The organism is Mesorhizobium tianshanense (assembly GCF_007830515.1).
Taxonomy (GTDB): Bacteria; Pseudomonadota; Alphaproteobacteria; order Rhizobiales; family Rhizobiaceae; genus Mesorhizobium; species Mesorhizobium tianshanense.
This window is the reverse complement of record NZ_VLKT01000015.1, coordinates 36,033-53,954: the sequence shown is the minus strand read 5'-3', so window position 1 is coordinate 53,954 and position 17,922 is coordinate 36,033. Positions and strand designations below refer to the sequence as shown.

12 protein-coding genes are annotated in these 17,922 nt (G+C 63.4%); 7 read left to right on the top strand and 5 right to left on the bottom strand.

Going from position 1 to position 17,922, the window contains the following annotated elements:
* Positions 1–169: 169 nt before the first annotated feature.
* From IQ26_RS13815 to aceA, 3 genes are all read right to left on the bottom strand, one after another.
* Entirely contained in the window at positions 170–559 is a 390-nt protein-coding gene (locus IQ26_RS13815) for a response regulator (protein WP_240547106.1), read from the bottom strand.
* Positions 560–850: 291 nt separating this feature from the next.
* A complete protein-coding gene (locus IQ26_RS13810; protein WP_145718043.1) occupies positions 851–1,093 on the bottom strand; it encodes an SMc00767 family acetate metabolism repressor in 243 nt (80 codons plus the stop codon).
* A gap of 64 nt (positions 1,094–1,157) precedes the next feature.
* Complete coding sequence (aceA, locus tag IQ26_RS13805; protein WP_145718041.1) at positions 1,158–2,447, bottom strand: isocitrate lyase; 1,290 nt, start codon at positions 2,445–2,447, stop codon at positions 1,158–1,160.
* 248 nt (positions 2,448–2,695) lie between these two features.
* Between aceA and IQ26_RS13800 the strand changes: the two genes are divergently transcribed.
* From IQ26_RS13800 to IQ26_RS13775, 6 genes are all read left to right on the top strand, one after another.
* Positions 2,696–4,150, top strand: a complete 1,455-nt coding sequence (locus IQ26_RS13800; protein WP_145718039.1) for a helix-turn-helix domain-containing protein — start codon at positions 2,696–2,698, stop codon at positions 4,148–4,150.
* 149 nt (positions 4,151–4,299) lie between these two features.
* Positions 4,300–5,253, top strand: coding sequence for a DMT family transporter (locus IQ26_RS13795; protein WP_145718037.1), 954 nt, complete (start codon positions 4,300–4,302; stop codon positions 5,251–5,253).
* 348 nt (positions 5,254–5,601) lie between these two features.
* Complete coding sequence (locus IQ26_RS13790) at positions 5,602–6,699, top strand: polyamine ABC transporter substrate-binding protein (RefSeq protein WP_145718035.1); 1,098 nt, start codon at positions 5,602–5,604, stop codon at positions 6,697–6,699.
* Positions 6,700–6,773: 74 nt separating this feature from the next.
* Positions 6,774–7,913, top strand: a complete 1,140-nt coding sequence (locus IQ26_RS13785; protein ID WP_145718033.1) for an ABC transporter ATP-binding protein — start codon at positions 6,774–6,776, stop codon at positions 7,911–7,913.
* Positions 7,914–7,922: 9 nt separating this feature from the next.
* Positions 7,923–8,897, top strand: a complete 975-nt coding sequence (locus tag IQ26_RS13780) for an ABC transporter permease subunit (protein ID WP_145718031.1) — start codon at positions 7,923–7,925, stop codon at positions 8,895–8,897.
* Entirely contained in the window at positions 8,894–9,712 is an 819-nt protein-coding gene (locus IQ26_RS13775; protein WP_145718029.1) for an ABC transporter permease, read from the top strand. Before IQ26_RS13780 ends, IQ26_RS13775 begins: the two co-directional genes overlap by 4 nt.
* Positions 9,713–9,778: 66 nt before the next feature.
* On the opposite strand, the gene IQ26_RS13770 is transcribed toward IQ26_RS13775, so the two are convergent.
* Positions 9,779–11,629, bottom strand: coding sequence for an AsmA family protein (locus IQ26_RS13770; protein ID WP_145718026.1), 1,851 nt, complete (start codon positions 11,627–11,629; stop codon positions 9,779–9,781).
* Positions 11,630–11,840: 211 nt separating this feature from the next.
* On the opposite strand from IQ26_RS13770, the gene IQ26_RS13765 reads away from it, so the two are divergent.
* Positions 11,841–13,826 (top strand): acetoacetate--CoA ligase, encoded by a 1,986-nt coding sequence (locus tag IQ26_RS13765; RefSeq protein WP_145718024.1) that lies wholly within the window; start codon positions 11,841–11,843, stop codon positions 13,824–13,826.
* 410 nt (positions 13,827–14,236) lie between these two features.
* Here the strand turns inward: IQ26_RS13765 and IQ26_RS13760 are convergent, their stop codons facing one another.
* A complete protein-coding gene (locus IQ26_RS13760) occupies positions 14,237–17,890 on the bottom strand; it encodes a PAS domain S-box protein (protein ID WP_145718021.1) in 3,654 nt (1,217 codons plus the stop codon).
* Between the last annotated feature and the right edge of the window lie 32 nt (positions 17,891–17,922).

Genomic DNA, 17,922 nt, shown 5'->3' with positions numbered 1-17,922 from the left:
GACATAAAGATATCCAGATCCAATCGCAAGAAGCGGGGAAGGGCGTGTGAGCCGGATCGGATGCGCTCTAAGCAGGTTCCGCAAAAGTGTCCCACGGTTTTGCGACAAGAACCTGCGACAAACAAAAGAATCTAAGCAGGCATTCGTGGGTCAGCCCACGAATGCCTGCTTAGCTACGTCCGAGCCCGATGAAATGGTCGATCACCGGCTGCAGCCGTTCGGTCGTGATCGGTTTGAATACCACCGCATCGACGATGCTCGACAGGCCGAGGCTCTCCGGTGTGCCATTCTTGATTGAGAGCAGGATCACCGAGGGGACCGACCTGCCCGACGTGCGGCGCAACGTATCGATACCGGACATCAGCGCGTCGCAGTCCTTGTTGTCCGCTCCGCCATCGAGGACGACAGCGCCGGGAATGAGCGATCGCAACGTCGCCGCCGCCGTTTCGGGCGATTCCGAGATCGGTTTGAGCCCGGATCGTTCGACGATTTTCGAGACCACCACCCGGTTGACCGGCGACTTTCCGACGACGAGCACGCGGCTGAAGTCGGCGAGCATGTTCCGGCTCCCCGAATTCAGGTGCTTCGCAGTACTGGTCTCGCGATTCACGGGGTGCATGAGCGGGCGGGCACTCGTCTGGTTTCAATGCAGGGTTGAAACTTTGGAGACAATTGCCGTGAGATCCCTGCCCGTGTCAAGCTGAAATGGCGGATATCGAGAATATCGCAAGAAACGTTAAAATTCAAACCAAGTTCTGTTCCCGGCCTGAATGCAAAACCGGTCGTGCGAACGCAAATCACCTGCGCAGAGACTGCGCAGGTGATGCCGGATCCACAACGGGCTCCCCAGTCAGCCTGGGCTCCGTTGCGTGACGATCACCGGGATCAGCAGGTCGCCCCAGTTGCCGTCGCCGCCATGATGTCTTGCCGAGCGCACGAGCTCCACCGACACGCCGGCCTCGACCGCCTTCATCACCGACTGGTTGAGCCTGTGCAGGTCGTTCGCAAGCATGCGGATGGTCGCTTGCTGGTCGACGTTCATAGTGGTGGCCTGTTCTTCGGCCCGTTCCTTGACGCGGCTTATCGATGCCATTGGTCTTCTCCTTGTGCGTATTTATAGCCCTCTGGGGCGGGTTTTCTGTTCGTTGCGTTTCCTGCTATTCCGCCGCCGGTTTGAACTGGGCGTGCTCGGTCGACTCATGCATGGCCGTGGTCGAAGATCGGCCACCGGTGATGGCCATCGACACGGCGTCGAAATAACCGGTGCCAACTTCGCGCTGGTGCTTTGTCGCGGTGTAGCCGTGGGCTTCCGCCGCGAATTCGGCCTCCTGCAGTTCGGAGTAGGCGGCCATCTGCCGCGTCTTGTAGCCGCGGGCGAGTTCGAACATGCCGAAATTGAGCTGGTGGAAACCGGCCAGCGTGATGAACTGGAACTTGTAGCCCATGGCGCCGAGTTCCTTCTGGAATTTGGCGATCGTGGCATCGTCGAGGTTCTTCTTCCAGTTGAACGACGGCGAGCAATTATAGGCGAGAAGCTTGCCGGGATGGTGCCTGTGCACGCCCTCGGCGAACTTCTTGGCCTGCGCCAGGTCGGGCTTGGAGGTTTCGCACCAGATCAGGTCGGCGTAGGGCGCGTAGGCGACGGCCCGCGCGATGCAAGGCTCGATGCCGTTCCTGACTTGATAGAAGCCTTCCACCGTGCGGCCGGCGTCATAGTCGACGAAGGGCTGGTCGCGCTCGTCGATGTCGGAGGTGAGCAGCTTTGCCGCTTCCGCGTCGGTGCGCGCGACGACCAGCGTCGGCGTACCCATGACGTCGGCGGCAAGCCGCGCGGCGTTGAGGTTGCGGATGTGTGCGGCGGTCGGGATCAGCACCTTGCCGCCGAGATGGCCGCATTTCTTCTCCGACGCCAGCTGGTCCTCGTAGTGGACTCCGGCGGCGCCCGCCTCGATGAAGGCCTTCATGATCTCGAAGGCATTGAGCGGTCCGCCGAAGCCGGCTTCCGCATCGGCGACGATAGGCGCGAACCAGGTGTCGACCGAAAGTCCCTTGCCTTCGGAGGTCTCGATCTGGTCGGCGCGCTGCAGGGTACGGTTGATGCGCTTGACCAGTTCGGGCGCTGCATTGGCGGGATAGAGCGACTGATCCGGATACATGGCGGATGCGGTGTTGGCATCGGCTGCGACCTGCCATCCCGACAGGTAGATCGCCTTCAGCCCGGCCCGGACCTGCTGCATCGCCTGGTTGCCCGACATGGCGCCGAGTGCGTTGACGAAATCCTCCTCGTGGATGAGCTGCCAAAGCCGGTTGGCGCCCATTTCGGCGAGGCTCTGCCGAATCTGGACCGAACCGCGCAGCCGCTTCACATCGTCTGGCGAATAGGGCCGCTCGATGCCGTCGAAGCGGCCTTCCGGCGCCGAGGGGACGAGGTTGTAAAAATCGGTCATTTGGTCGCTCCGGATAAATCGTTGCTGGGATAGAAAACGTCGCCTCATGGAAATTTCCGCGCCGTTTAGTGTGACACCATTTACATTTCGACGCGAAACAGGCGAGAAAAACCGTGAGCTTTGCTGGAAAATAAGGGAAAACCTGTGTTGCGTTTGACAGCCAGTCGCTGTAAATCTGTCACGATTGTAAAACGGTGACATGGCGCCGCCATTCAAAAATGATGTAAATTTCTGTCAAGGACAGTCGAGTGGCCGACCAGAAGATCTTCGCCGGGCCGCGCATCCGCCGCATTCGCAGCGCCAAGGGCCTGACCCAGACGGCGATGGCCGAAGGGCTCGGCATCTCGCCGTCCTATCTCAATCTCATCGAGCGCAACCAGCGGCCGCTGACGGTCCAGCTGATCCTCAAGCTGGCATCTGTCTACAAGGTCGACCCGCATGAACTGCAGGGCGAGGCGAGGGGGTCGGTCGCCGCCTTGAAGGAAGTGTTTTCAGATCCGCTGCTGGTCGGCGAGTTGCCTGGTGACCAGGAGCTGATCGAGCTTGCCGAGGCGGCGCCCAACGCTTCCGCTGGGGTGATAAAGCTGTTTCGCGCCTATCGCGAGCAGGCCGAGCGCCTTTCAGATCTCAACGAGCTTCTGGCGCGTGAGGGCCGGGCCACCGCGCTCTCCGGCGCCCGCTTGCCGATCGACGAGGTGCACGAGATATTCGAACGCCGGCCGAACCACTTTGCCGCGCTCGAAGCGGAAGCCGAGGCATTCACGTCGGTGCTCGATCCCGGCGACGATCTGCTCAGTGCGCTGAAGGCCTGGCTGAAGCGCGAATACGGCATCGTGGTCAAGGTGCTGCCGGTCGCCACCATGCCGAACTGGCGCCGCCGCTACGACCGCCACTCGCAGCGTCTGTTTCTGTCGGAGCGCCTGTCGCCATTCGACCAATTGCGCGAGGTGGCGATGGAGGCCTGCCTGATCCGCATGACGGTCGCGGTGGCAGGCGAGATTCAGGCGCTGAAGCTGACCACGGATGAGGCCCGCCGGCTCGCCCGCTTCGAGCTTGGCCGCTATGCCTCCCACGCGCTGATGATGCCCTATCAATCGTTTCACGCGGCAGCACACCGTGCGCGTTACGACATAGACGTGCTGCGCTCGCGCTTCGGCGTCTCCTTCGAGCAGGCGGCGAACCGCCTGACCATGCTGCAGCGGCCGGGCACGTCTGGCGTGCCGTTCTTCATGCTCGAGGTCGACAATGCCGGCAGCCGCTTCCGCAGGGCGGGCAGCCAGGGTTTTCCGCAAAGCCGCTTCGGCGGCGGTTGCCCAAAGCTTCCCGTGCATGCCGCCTTCACCCAACCCGGCCAGATCTTCGTCGAGGCGGTGGAAATGCCCGACGGCGCCGAGTTCCTCTGCATCGCCCGCACGCTTGAAGGGCCGCAAGGCTCATTTTCGGAGCGCCCGCGCCGTACCGCACTTCTGCTGGGCTGCGACATCGGCTTTCGCGATGAGATCGTTTATGGCACGGCACTGCCGGGGCCGGCCGCCGCCGCAGCTGGAAAAGCCGGACAGGGCATCAATCCGGCCACACCGGTAGGCCCGGCCTGCCGGCTGTGCGAACGCATCGGCTGCCTTGCCCGCGCCGAGCCGCCGGTGACGCGCCCGCTCGGCCTCGACGAGATGGTGACCGGGTTGAGCGCCTTCGATTTTCAGTGAGGCCGCGGCAGGCGATCTGCCGTCTTTGCCACAACCGTCGCCGTTCGGTGGATCACGCCCCGCCATCGTCTTTGCGCTACGCGAATGAGGCACGTTCTTGTCGTCCGTTGCGCATCGTGCCGCCCTGAAATCGCCGACAGTCGCGCCCCATGACCGATACCGCATCATCACCGATTGCCGTTTCGCCCGTTGTCTCGCCGCGTGACGAGCGTGTCGGCTTCCTGTTGATATTCCTGTCGGCGCTGATGTGGAGCTTCGGCGGCACTATTGCCCGCTTAATCGACGCCGGCGACAGCTGGACTGTGGTGTTCTGGCGCTCGGTCTGGGCCGCCGCCTTCCTGATCTGCTTCATGATCTGGCGCGACGGCTGGGGCGGCACGGTGAAGTTGTTCCGCGGCATGGGCTTGCCCGGCCTTGCCGTGGCGTTCTGCTTCGCCACCGCATCGACTTGCTTCGTCGTGGCGCTTGCCTACACCACCGTCGCCAACATCCTTTTGATGCAGGCCGGCGTGCCGCTCCTGGCGGCGCTGTTCGCCTGGGTGCTGTTTCGCGAACGGGTGGCCGCGGCGACCTGGGTGGCGATCGCCGCCGTCATTGCCGGCGTTGCCATCATGGTATCGGAATCGCTTGATGGTGCCGTGTCTCCCATCGGCGACGGGTTGGCGCTGCTCATCGCCGTCATGTTTTCGATCGCCACCGTCATCACCCGGCGCTTTGCCCATGTGCGCATGACGCCGGCGACCTGCCTCGGCACGATGCTTGCTGCCGTATTCGCGGCGTCCCAGGCATCGCAATTCGGCGTTTCCAGCAGCGACATGGGCTTCCTGTTTGCATTCGGCGTGGTCAATCTGGGTCTCGGCCTTGCCTTCTTCGCCACCGGCGCCCGGCTTGTTCCGGCGGCTGTCGCAGCACTCCTCGGCACCTTCGAGCCGATCCTCGGCCCGATCTGGGTCTGGCTCATCCATTCCGAGGTGCCGTCGGAACGCACCATCATTGGCGGTACGGTCGTGGTCACGGCGCTGCTCGTCCATATCGGGCTCGAATTCAAACGTCAGACGCGGCCCGTGCGGCCGGGTGTCACGGGCATGCCGTCGCCTAATTGATGCAGCGCACGCGCCAAAGCGAGATGAGCCATTGACAACGCCGCAGCCGCGCGGGCAGGCTGCAATACGGCAACAACAAGACAGGCGTATCTTGCCAAGTCTCCCCTCCGGCCCGATCGAGACCGGACCACATCGTCGTATCCCTGCCCGCGCCGTGGCGAGAGCCTCTGACGGCGCCGGAACACCACTTGGATCACGATATGGGAACGGGGGCCTCGGCCGCTGCACGTCGAACCACGTCGGCGGTTCGCGCTTGTCGCTTGCCGGAAAGCCCAATAATCTGAAGCAAATGCCAGCCGCGCAGCCCTGCGAGAGCTGGCGACGGAACACTCATCAAAGGAGAGACGCATGACCCGCAAAGCGTTCTGGCTTTCGGCAACCTCGGCATTTCTGACGCTTTTCACCCTCGGGGCTCATGCCCAGGACCGCGTCGTCAATGTCTATAACTGGTCGGATTACATCGACAGTTCGATCATCGACGAGTTCACCAAGGAAACGGGCATCAAGGTCACCTACGACACCTTCGATTCCAACGAGCTCCTGGAGACGAAACTGCTTGCCGGCGGCAGCGGCTACGACGTTGTCGTGCCGACCGCCAATTTCCTCGCACGCCAGATCCAGGCGGGCGTGTTCCAGAAGCTCGACAAGTCGAAGCTGCCCAACATTTCCAACATGTGGGACATCATCGCGGAGCGGACGGTCAAGTATGATCCCGGCAACGAATATTCGATCAACTACATGTGGGGCACGGTCGGCCTCGGCTATAACACCAAGAAGGTGCAGGAAGCGCTCGGCACCGACACGATCGACAGCTGGGACGTGTTCTTCAATCCGGAAAAGCTGGCCAAGCTGAAGGACTGCGGCGTCTATGTCCTCGATTCCCCGAGCGACATTCTCCCGAACGCCTTCAAATATCTGGGCATCGATCCCGAGACCACGTCGCTGGACGATTTCGCCAAGGCGGAAGAACTGATGCTGAAGATCAGGCCTTACATCCGCAAGTTCCACTCGTCGGAATACATCAACGGGCTGGCCAATGGCGACATCTGTCTGGCCGTCGGCTGGTCGGGCGACGTCTTCCAGGCGCGCGACCGTGCGACGGAGGCAAACCAGGGTGTCGAGATCAGCTACTCCGTGCCGAAGGAAGGTGCCGAAATGTGGTTCGACCAGATGGCGATCCCGGCCGACGCGCCGCATGTCGCCGAGGCGCATGAATTCCTGAACTACATGATGAAGCCGGAAGTGATCGCCAAGTCGAGCAACTATGTCTTCTACGCCAACGGCAACAAGGCGTCGCAGCAGTTCATCGATAAGGAGATCCTCGAGGATCCGGCGATCTACCCGGACGAGGCGACGCTGGCGAAGCTGTTCACCATCGCCCCCTACGATTCCAAGACCCAGCGCGTCGTCACCCGCACCTGGACCAAGATCGTCACTGGGCAGTAAGCGGCAATCAACGACCCCGGGGCAGTGCGCCGGGGTCAGATCTTTTGGGGATGGAACGCAAGACGGAGTGGGACATGAAATCGCTTGGCAGCATCCGCAGGGATTTCGCGCCATGGAACGACCCGAACGCCAAGCCATACATCCAGTTCGACAATGTCACCAAGAAGTTCGGTGACTTCACCGCCGTCAACAATTTGTCGCTGACCATATTCGAGCGCGAGTTCTTTGCCCTGCTCGGCGCGTCGGGCTGTGGAAAATCGACGCTTCTGCGGATGCTCGCCGGCTTCGAGGAGCCGACCGCCGGCCGCATCCTGCTCGATGGCCAGGATCTGCGCGGCATTCCGCCATACCGGCGGCCGGTCAACATGATGTTCCAGTCCTACGCACTGTTCCCGCATATGACGGTCGAGAACAACATCGCCTTCGGCCTCAAGCAGGACGGCATGCCGAAGCCCGAGATCGCGGCGCGCGTTGGAGAGATGCTGAAGCTGGTCAAGCTTGAGCAGTTCGCCAAGCGCAAGCCGCATCAATTGTCCGGCGGCCAGCGCCAGCGCGTCGCACTTGCCCGCTCGGTCGCCAAGCGGCCGAAGGTCCTGCTGCTCGACGAGCCGCTTGGCGCGCTGGACAAGAAGCTGCGCGAGGAAACACAGTTCGAGCTGATGGACCTCCAGCAGTCACTCGGCCTCACCTTCGTCGTCGTCACCCACGATCAGGAAGAGGCGATGACCATGGCCGACCGCATTGCCATCATCGACAAGGGCGAGGTGATGCAGGTGGCGACGCCGGCGGAAGTCTACGAGGCGCCGGGTTCCCGTTTCGTCGCCGGCTTTGTCGGCAACGTCAACATGTTCGAAGGCAAGATCGCGCGTGGCGATGCCGGCGCGGCAAGCATCGACACGGGCAACGGCATCACCATCCGGACCGAGAATGCCGGCGACGCCGCCATTGGCGCGGCCGTCGCCTTCGCGATCAGGCCGGAGAAGATCAAGGTGTCGTCGAAGAAGCCGGACGGCGCCGTCAACGCCATCGAGGGCGAGGTCTACGATATCGCCTATCTCGGCGATATGACCGTCTATCACGTCAGGCTGGACGACGGCCACGTGGTGCGAGCGAGCACGATGAACGCCGCACGCATCACCGAGGATCCGCTGAGCTGGAATGACCGTGCCTGGGTGTCGTTCCGGCCGGACGCCGGCGTCGTGCTGACGCGATAGGGGACAGCCATGTCGAATGCCGCTGTCACCGCTGCAACAACCTCCTCGGCCGCCGATGCGGGCAAATCCGCCCTGGCCAGACTGGGAGAGGCCTTCGTTGGCCGCCTCGTCATCATCATCCCGTATCTCTGGCTGGTCTTCTTCTTCCTCATTCCGTTCGTCATCGTCTTCAAGATTTCGCTGTCGCAGACGGCGATCGCCATACCGCCCTACACCCCGGTGCTTGGCTTCGGCGATGGCCTTTCCGGTCTTCTCGATCAGCTGAAACAGCTCAGCATCGACAATTACACTTGGCTGACGCAGGACGCGCTCTACGTCAACGCCTATGTCACGAGCGTCATCGTCGCCGCCATTTCGACGGTGCTGACATTGCTTGTCGGCTACCCGATCGCCTATGGCATGGCCCGCGCGCCGGCGACGCTCCGCCCGACTTTGCTGATGCTGGTGATCCTGCCGTTCTGGACCTCGTTCCTGATCCGTGTCTACGCCTGGATCGGCATCCTCAAGCCCGAGGGGCTGCTCAACCAGCTGCTGCTCGCCAGCGGCGTCATCAACCAGCCGCTGATCATCCTCAACACCTACACGGCGATCTTCATCGGCATCGTCTATTCCTATTTGCCGTTCATGGTGCTGCCGCTCTACTCCGCCCTCGAGAAAATGGATTACTCGCTGATCGAGGCGGCCAAGGATCTCGGTTGCCCGCCGACCAGCGCCTTCTGGAAGATCACCTTTCCGCTGTCGCTGCCCGGCGTCATCGCCGGCTGCCTCCTGGTGTTCATTCCTGCCGTCGGCGAGTTCGTCATTCCCGACCTGCTCGGCGGGTCGCAGACGCTGATGATCGGCAAGACGCTGTGGAACGAGTTCTTCGCCAATCGCGACTGGCCGGTGTCGTCGGCCGTCGCCGTCATCCTGCTTTTGCTGCTGATCGTGCCGATCATGCTCTTCCAGCGGGCCCAGGCCCGCGCCCAGGAGCAGGACAAATGAACCCGACCTGGAGCCGTTTCAACATCACGTCGATCGTGCTGGGCTTTGCCTTTCTTTACCTGCCGATCGTTCTGCTCGTCGTCTTCTCCTTCAACGAATCGAAACTGGTCACCGTCTGGGGCGGCTTCTCGACCAAATGGTATGTCTCGCTGTTCCACAACCAGGGCCTTATGGACGCCACCTGGGTAACGGCCCGCGTCGCCGTCATCTCGGCCACCGTGGCGACCGTGCTCGGCACGTTGGCGGCTCTCACCTTGACGCGCTACACGCGCTTCAAGGGCCGGATGCTGTTTTCCGGCATGGTCTTTGCGCCGCTGGTCATGCCGGAAGTCATCACCGGCCTGTCGCTGCTGCTGCTCTTCGTCGCCGTCGGCCTCGACCGCGGCTTTCTCACCGTCACGCTTGCCCACATCACCTTGACCATGTGCTTCGTCGCCGTAGTCGTGCAATCGCGCCTGATGACGTTCGACCGCTCGCTGGAAGAGGCCGCGATGGATCTTGGCGCCCCGCCGGTGAAGACCTTTTTCCAGATCACGCTGCCTGTCATCATGCCGGCGATCGTGTCTGGCTGGATGCTGGCGTTCACCTTGTCGCTCGACGATCTGGTCATCGCCAGCTTCACCTCGGGGCCTGGCGCCACCACGCTGCCGATGAAGATCTACAGCCAGGTTCGTCTCGGTGTGACGCCGGAGATCAACGCCGCCTGCACCATCCTGATCGCGGTCGTGGCGGTTGGGGTCATCATCGCTTCGCTCGCCAACAAGCGTCGCGAGGTGCAGCGCCAGCGCGATGAGCAAGCCGCTCAGCGGGGATGACGAAAGGGACGGCGGCTGCAGGCCGCCGGGAAGCGCTTCCGACGACGACCGCGGCGGCTTCGTTGCCTACTGTACGGAAATCCCGCGGCTTATCGGCGAGATGAACGGCGTGCTCCATGTCCCGCCGACGAAGAACGAAGACTGGTTGGGACCCTGGTCATTCGTCTGCGTGGCCGCTTGGCCCGCCTGAATGATACCGCCGGACAGCGCCAGCCCTCGTCCGCCATAGGAGGCGATGCCGGAAAGCCAGACCTTGTACTGCGCCGAAATGGCTTCGGCCTTCTCGATCTTCGCCACGCCGTTCGAAATATTGGCCTTGAGTTCGGCTCCGTCGATCGGCAGCGTTCCGTCGGAGACATCGTCGAGCGCGAAGAATCCGCCCTGTTCGGTGTGTTTGAGAAACGCCGGCAGGTTGAGCCGGCTCAATGCGCCCTTGCCGAATTTTGCCGAAACCGAGCCGTCGGCGTTTTCGAAAATGGAATCCCAGGTTCTGCCCGGTCCCTTGAGGATGACCGAAACCGTTCCCGTGCCGATCGGCACCAGTCGCGTCATCCCGGCTGCGGTGCCAAAAGCGCCGCCGTCGATGTCGGAGGCGAGCAGCCTGATCTCGACCTGCGTGCCTCCTGGCTTGCGGTCGAAACGAAGGCTGCTCTGGATGTTGCCGCCAAAGGCCGAGGCGTCGGAAATATCGAAGACGGCAAGGCCGTTCTTGACCTGGGCGGTGGCGGCGACCTCGGCAAGCTGGATGGCGCCTGCGGTGGCCTGAGCTGCCGACAGTCTGAGATCGAGATTGATCCGGTCGGCGACGCTTGTGTCGATTTCGCCGGGGCCAGTGCCGCTCGTGGGTGCCAGGGGCGTGAAGGCGGAGAGAAACCGCCGCAGGTCGAGCGTGTCGAAGGCGAGCGTACCGGAGATGACCGGCCGCGCCTCGCCAAAGGAGAAGTCCAGCGCACCCATTCCCGGATTGTCGTCCAGAGCGATCTCGGTGTTTTCGAATTTAATGCGGCTGGAGGTCGCCGTGACCTTGCTGGAAACGGAGACCGAGCCGATTGCCGCGCCCGGCGCGATGCCGGCCCGCGACCATTCGAGCAGGCGCCTGAGCGAGGGTGCGGCAAATTTCGCCTGGCCGTCGAAATAGGCGTTCTCGGACATGCTGGCCACGCCGTCGAACGAAAAACTGGCAGGGGCTGCCTTGAAGGAAAGCGTCATCAGCGCAGCACCTCCCCCAAACAGCACCAGCGGGTTTGGCGATGCGGCATCCACGGCGACGCTTTCGCCGCGCCAGATTCCGGTCGCCGACAGCGTCGCGTTGCTGTTCAGCGCGGCCCAGTTCGCCTGGCCGCTCAGGCTGCTCAGTATCTCGGCGTCCTTGCCATCGACGGAGGTCACCACGCGGCCGTCCCTGAACTCCACGGTGCCGAACGGATCCGCCGGCAGCTTGCTCAGGTCCGGCTTTGCTGGATTGGCGCTGACCACGGCGCGAGCAGTGTCGATGGAACGCGTGATGCGCCCGCCCGAAGGCAGGGCGGGCAGGAAAAACCCATTTGCCGCGCGTTGGACCCTGATTGTCGGCCGGATCAGCCGCGCTGTCGAAAACACCACGTTGCCACGCAGCGCCGACATGGCGGAGAGACTGACCTCGACCCGTTCGGTTTCGATCACAGGCGGCGCGTCGGTCTCTGTCCATTGCGAAAGCGTCACGTCGGTCAGGATGGCCCGAAAATTCGGCCAGACCTCGATCCGCGGCGCGCCGTCGATGGTGACCCTGAAACCGCTCCACGCACTCATTTCCCAGGCGATGCGGTCGCGCACGATGCGGGTCGAGGCAACGAGCGGCAGGGCGGCGACGCCCAGCGCGATGACGAGCACGGCAACGCCGATCGCCCATATTCCGCGCCGGATCAAAGGTGATGGCATGTCGCCCCGTATGCTTCCATTCCGACAAAAATCGCCCGGCGGGTGTAACTCAGTCGTCACTACGACTTAGGGCCGACGCATTTCAAGTCTTTATGGCCCCGCGATGGCATTTGCGCACATCCGCGTCGGGTCGGCCGAACAAAATCTTGCTCTGCTGCGCTGCGATATGCATAAGCGATGCCATACGCGGCGCGTTTTAAGGAGGAACGATATGGCTGGCGACGCACCGCTCTGGACACCGACGCAAGACCAGGTCGACGCCGCGCCGATGACCGCCTTCATGAAGGCTGCCGCGGCCAGGACCGGCAAGGATTTTTCCTCTTACGCCGAGCTTCACCGCTGGTCGGTCGACGATCGCGAGGCGTTCTGGAGCCTGGTCTGGGATTTCTGCGGGATCGTGGGCGACAAGGGGGCCGGTGGGGGCGGGACCAGCGGGGGCGAGCGCGTGCTTGTCGATGGCGACAAGATGCCGGGCGCCGCCTTCTTTCCCGATGCGAAGCTGAATTTCGCCGAGAACCTGTTGCAGAAAACCGGGGCAGGTGACGCAATCGTCTTTCGCGGCGAGGACAAGGTCGAGCGCCGGCTGTCCTGGAACGAGCTGCATGCGCTGACCTCGCAGCTGCAGCAGCTTTTCCTGTCGCTCGGAGTGAAAAACGGCGACCGCATCGCCGCCATGATGCCCAACATGCCGGAGACCGTCGCCGCCATGCTGGCGACAGCCTCGATCGGCGCCGTCTGGTCGTCCTGTTCTCCCGACTTCGGCGAACAGGGCGTGCTGGACCGGTTTGGCCAGATCGAGCCTGTCGTCTTCATCGCGCCCGACGGCTACTGGTACAATGGCAAGGCGATCGAGGTCGCCGACAAGATCGCGGCCGTTGCCGCAAAGCTCGCCACCGTCCGCAAGATCCTGATCGTCGACTATCTCGGCACGTCGACCGATGTGGCGGCGACCATCGAGAGAGCGACGGCGCTGGACGAGGCGCTCTCATCCTTCGCCGCCAAGCCGCTCACCTTCGAGAGGTTGCCGTTCGCGCATCCGCTCTACATCCTGTTTTCCTCCGGAACGACCGGCATCCCCAAATGCATCGTCCATTCGACCGGCGGAACGCTGATCCAGCACGTCAAGGAAGAACGGCTCCATGCCGGCCTGCTCGACGGCGACCGCTTCTTCTATTTCACCACCTGCGGCTGGATGATGTGGAACTGGCTGGTGTCCGGCCTGGCGTCGGGCGCAACCCTTCTGCTCTATGACGGCTCGCCCTTCTGTCCCGACGGCAACGTGCTGTTCGACTTCGCAGACGCCGAGAAGATGACCTATTTCGGCACCTCGGCCAAATTCATCGATTCAGTGCGCAAGGCCGGCCTCAAACCGATCCGCACGCATGATCTTTCCAGTGTGCGCACGATCTCCTCCACCGGCTCGCCGCTGTCGCCGGAGGATTTCCGCTTCGTCTATGACGGCATCAAGCAGGACGTGCATCTCGCCTCGATCTCCGGCGGCACCGACATCGTCTCCTGCTTCGTGCTCGGCGTGCCGACGCAACCGGTATGGACCGGAGAGATCCAGGGACCCGGTCTTGGCCTCGCCGTCGACGTCTGGGACGACGACGGCCACCCGCTCAGGCAGGAGAAGGGTGAGCTCGTCTGCACCAAGGCGTTCCCGGCAATGCCGATCGGCTTCTGGAACGATCCCGAAGGCAAGAAATACCACGCCGCTTATTTCGAGCGCTTCGACAATGTCTGGTGCCACGGCGACTTCGCCGAATGGACCGCCCATGGCGGCCTGATCATCCATGGCCGCTCCGACGCGACGCTCAATCCGGGCGGTGTCAGGATCGGCACTGCGGAGATCTACAATCAGGTCGAGCAGATGCCGGAAATCCTGGAGGCGCTGTGCATCGGCCAGGATTTCGACAACGACGTGCGGGTCGTGCTGTTCGTGCGGCTGGCTGCCGGCGTTGAACTCGACGCCGAGCTGGAAAAGCGCATCCGGACGAAAATCCGCAGCGGGGCGAGCCCTCGCCACGTGCCGGCCAGGATCGTCGCCGTCACCGACATTCCACGCACCAAATCCGGCAAGATCACCGAGCTTGCGGTGCGCGACATGGTGCATGGCCGTGCCATCAAGAACAAGGAGGCGCTGGCCAATCCCGAAGCGCTCGAGCTGTTTCGCAACCTGCCGGAACTGGCCGACTAGTTCCTCGAAGTGAGTAACTTTGACAGGTTGCAGGCCTGTTTGGTTTCATGGTTCGTTGAGTGAACCATCGCAAACGTTCGAGATTGGCCGAAGCCCCTCAACTTCGTCATCCCGGAGGTCTGCGCTGCGTCGCTCCGCTCCTTGCTCTCCGCCCATGATGACGAAGCGATGGGCGCTTCAGCATGGTTAACAAAATATCTCGCTCGAATTTACCTAGATTTCATGAGTGGTACACATTGGTAAATTTTCCGCGGCGCCGGTAAGGTTTTGTTAAGGGCCGACGTCGATAGTCGTGCGTAACTTGAGGGAGAAATCCCGTTCCTCGAATTCCCCAGAGGATCTGAATTCGCTCAAGCCCCCGTTGTGACAGCAATCCTATCATTCAAGGCGTCCGGTTGGACGCCTTTTCTTTATTCAGCGAGCACGCGGGTTGATGGAAAGGCGACTTCGACCAGGGTGCCCTCGCCGGGCGTCGAGTTGATGGTGAACCGGGCACGGTTCGCCTCGACCATGGCCTTGGTCAGCGGCAGCCCGAGGCCGGTGCCGTCGCCGCGCCCGCGCTTCAGCGCGTTGATCTGCTTGAACGGCTTGAGCGCCTGTTCGATCTCGGACTGGCTCATGCCGATGCCCGTGTCGCGCACGCGCATCACGACGTCGCCGGAGATCTCGTAGGCTGTCGATACGATCACCTGGCCGCCGGCCTGCGTGTAGCGGATGGCATTCGACAGGATGTTCAGCGCGATCTGGCGCACGCTGCGCAGATCGGCCACCACTTCCGGCAGCCGTGAGGCGAAGCTGGAGCGGATGATGACACGTTCGCGGTTGGCCTGCGGCTGCATCATCGCCACCGTCTCGGCCAGCGTGTCGTTGAGCGACACAGCCTCATAGGCCATCTCCTGCTGGCCGGCCTCGATCTTCGAAATGTCGAGCAGGTCGTTGACCAGGTCGAGCACATGGTTGCCCGACCGGTTGATGTCGCGCAGATAGTCACGGTAGCGGTCATTGGCGACCGGCCCGAATTTCTCGTCGACCATCAACTCGGAAAACCCGATGATGGCGTTGAGCGGCGTGCGGATCTCGTGGCTGATGCGGGCGAGGAAGTCGGTCTTCTGCGACGACGCGCGTTCGGCCACCGCGCGCGCCTGGGTCAGATCCTCTTCGGCCCGCTTCCACTGGGTGATGTCGCGCACCACCGCGCAGAACCCGCTGTCGTTGGGCAGGCTGCCGATGGTCATGAACAGCGGAATGAAGCGCCCCTGCGCCTCGCGTCCGATCACCTCGCGGCCGTCGTTGAGCACGCTCGCCACGCCGGGCTCGGACAGTCCGTCGAGATAGTCTCGCGCCGCGCGCTGGCTTTCGATCGCAAACAGCGAGACGAAGGGCTTGCCGGTAACCTCGTCGCTGTCGAAACCGAACAGCGCTTCCGCCGGGCGGCTGATCGAGCGGATCGTTCCGTCACGGCCGATCAGCACGACGCCGTCGGTCGCGGTGTCGATGATGGTGCGCATCTCGCCGATGCGTGCCTTGAGCTCGGAAACGTCCGGCTGCGTCTGGTCGTCGGCGGCACCGTGCGGAATTGGTGCGTCGTCGTCGCCGGACCGGCGCACGACCAGCATCAGCGCCTTGCCGCCACGCCACGGAACCGAGCGCAGAATGGCCTCGATCGGGAACTCCTGGCCGTCACGCGCCTTCAACCGCAACGCGTGATCGGTTCCGTCGGAAGCGCTGTCGTCGTAAGGATCGGCAAACAGCGCGCCGAGGCCACCGGCATCCTCCAGATCGTCGAGCGTGTCATAGCCGGTCAGGCTGAGGAATTCCTCATTCGCGTAATGGAGGTCGTCGCCAGAATGGATGAGCAGGGGCACCGGCAGCTTGCCGAGGATAGAGATATCCGGAGCCTTGTTGTCGTCTCCCGCCGAAAAAGCCGATGGCACGAACCCTTCGAGCTTGAGCGGCGGCACCTGCAGGCGCGGCCGCTCGACGGGCGCCGGCTCCACGTCACCGGCATCGCCGATGTCATCGGTTGAGAGACGGATCTCGTCATCGGACCGCGCCCAGTCCTCGCTGTCTTCCGCGTCGCGGAAATCGGCGACCGTCATCGAGTCGTCGTCTTCGACGGCGGTCGATCGGCTGTCCGTGTCCATCGGTTCAGCGACTTCCAGCGTCGCCTCGTCCGGCTCGGAAACCGGCGCACCGTCGCCGGTGTCGGCGGCATCGTCCCGGTCGGCGTAGTCGAGCAGCGAGCCTGAGATGTCGGGCACCGTTGCTTCCGGCTGCTCGCCGTCGAGCCTTGCGACATCCTTCTCGTCTTCGGCATCGCTTTCGGTCGATTCCGCCGCAGCCGGTCCTGCCGGCTTTTCGGCATCGGGCTTTTCGGCCGGGGTTGTGCTGTCCCTCTTGAGCCGCTCGCCGATCTCACGGAATGCGCTGCGTTCCAGCGTCGACAGCCCCTTGTCGTTGGCCGGCTGCCTGTGCTCCGCCAGCCGGATCACCTTGTCGGCAAAACGCCGTTCCGGCTTCGGCACGATGGTCAGCGCCGGCACCTCGCCCTTGAACGGATCGTCGGTTTCCTCGGGCGCTTCGGGCGCTGTCTCCGTGACCTCCGGCTCGACGGCTGCGGGCGCCGCACCATTGGGGACAAGTGCCATCCCGATCGCTTCCGGATCGGCCACCGCATCACCGGTACGGGCAACGCCGAAGCCGCGAAAACCTTCGAAGGCGCGGCTGCGGCCGTAGACGGGCAGCGCCGCCAGATCGACGGGTATCTTGAAATCGGTGCCGGCCACCGGCCACAGCACGGAGCGGCCGGACCAGGTGTCGCGCCGGTCGAGCAGGCCGGCGATCTCGCCGGACGCATCGAGGCCGAACGTGGCCGCGACGTCCCTGAAGCGCCGGCCGATCACATCGGCGGCAGGCTTGCCGACGATCTTCGCGAATTCCAGCGACAGGGCGCTGAACCTGCCCTCGGCGTCGGTGCGCCAGACGAAACGCAGCGGGGGAGCCGCGCGGTCGATCGCCGGTATGCGGCGTTCGGCCGGGGAGGCGGCCGCTGGGGCCTCTTGTACGGTATTTTCCGCCGATGCATCCGACACGGCCGGCGCCTCGACATCCCTGGACGCGTACGGCTGGTCCGGCGCCTCATCCTCGTCGGGACTGAAATACCAATGGTCATGCTGCGCGGGCGGTCCGCCGGCCGCGTCGGGGCTCTCCTCGGCCACATCGGAAATGCCGTGCTCCGCCGATGCCGAGATGTCTTCGACGGCCGATGGAGCGATTTCCGCGACTGTCGTTGTCGGCACGTTGTCCTGAACTGCTTCTGGCTGGACTGCGGCATCCGCCGCTGCTGTATCGGTGCCGGTTTCCGTCTCCGCGTCGCGCTCGCCGGCAGTGGCTTCGGCATCGAGCTGGTCCTCGTCGATCACCACCAGCAGGTGCCGTTCATCCGTCAGCCGGGCAAGACCGGCCGGATAGGAAGTGGTGCCGCCTGGAACGAGGCGCTTGACGATACGGTCGCTCTCGTTCGCCACATCGGCCACAAGCGCCACCAGCGTCTCGGGCAAGATGCCGAGCGCCGAAAAGCCATCCGAAGCGGCCTCGATATTGCCCTTGGCGTCGACGAAGGCGATGAAGTGACTGTCTTCGGTAAAGCCGCTGATGGCTCGAGCGGCGATCTCGGCGGCGCTGCGCGAGCCGGTCTGCGCCGCCGGCACCGCCAGCATGATCGCGTTTTCGCCGTCCGGCATCGTCACCGCGCTGGCCAGAAAGCCAACCGCGCGGCTGGTCAGGCCGGTCGCCAACCGGATCGTGATGGCGCGGTCGCGGCCGATCTGTGGAAAACCGCCTGTCGCCATAATCTGGCGCCTGACGATCAGCGGCAACCCTGTCGAGGCGCCTATGATGGCCTCGATGTCGGGGTAGCCGAACACCGCTGCCCCTGGTCCGTTGGCCCAGATCACCTGTTCGAGGTCTGCCGACAGAAGGGCGATCGCGTTGCCGGCGGCAAAGCGCTGGCGGACCTCGTCGAGCACGGCGACGTCGAGGAAAGAGTAGTTTTCGGACGGCATGCGCTTGGCGAACCCTCTTGGCACGGAGCCGG

Excerpts from the sequence above, each read along its gene's own strand:
- IQ26_RS13815 (WP_240547106.1), bottom strand. The coding sequence starts at position 559 with ATGCTCGCCGACTTCAGCCGCGTGCTCGTCGTCGGAAAGTCGCCGGTC.
- IQ26_RS13810 (WP_145718043.1), bottom strand. The coding sequence starts at position 1,093 with ATGGCATCGATAAGCCGCGTCAAGGAACGGGCCGAAGAACAGGCCACC.
- aceA (WP_145718041.1), bottom strand. The coding sequence starts at position 2,447 with ATGACCGATTTTTACAACCTCGTCCCCTCGGCGCCGGAAGGCCGCTTC.
- IQ26_RS13795 (WP_145718037.1), top strand. The coding sequence starts at position 4,300 with ATGACCGATACCGCATCATCACCGATTGCCGTTTCGCCCGTTGTCTCG.
- IQ26_RS13790 (WP_145718035.1), top strand. The coding sequence starts at position 5,602 with ATGACCCGCAAAGCGTTCTGGCTTTCGGCAACCTCGGCATTTCTGACG.
- IQ26_RS13785 (WP_145718033.1), top strand. The coding sequence starts at position 6,774 with ATGAAATCGCTTGGCAGCATCCGCAGGGATTTCGCGCCATGGAACGAC.
- IQ26_RS13780 (WP_145718031.1), top strand. The coding sequence starts at position 7,923 with ATGTCGAATGCCGCTGTCACCGCTGCAACAACCTCCTCGGCCGCCGAT.
- IQ26_RS13775 (WP_145718029.1), top strand. The coding sequence starts at position 8,894 with ATGAACCCGACCTGGAGCCGTTTCAACATCACGTCGATCGTGCTGGGC.
- IQ26_RS13770 (WP_145718026.1), bottom strand. The coding sequence starts at position 11,629 with ATGCCATCACCTTTGATCCGGCGCGGAATATGGGCGATCGGCGTTGCC.
- IQ26_RS13765 (WP_145718024.1), top strand. The coding sequence starts at position 11,841 with ATGGCTGGCGACGCACCGCTCTGGACACCGACGCAAGACCAGGTCGAC.
- IQ26_RS13760 (WP_145718021.1), bottom strand. The coding sequence starts at position 17,890 with ATGCCGTCCGAAAACTACTCTTTCCTCGACGTCGCCGTGCTCGACGAG.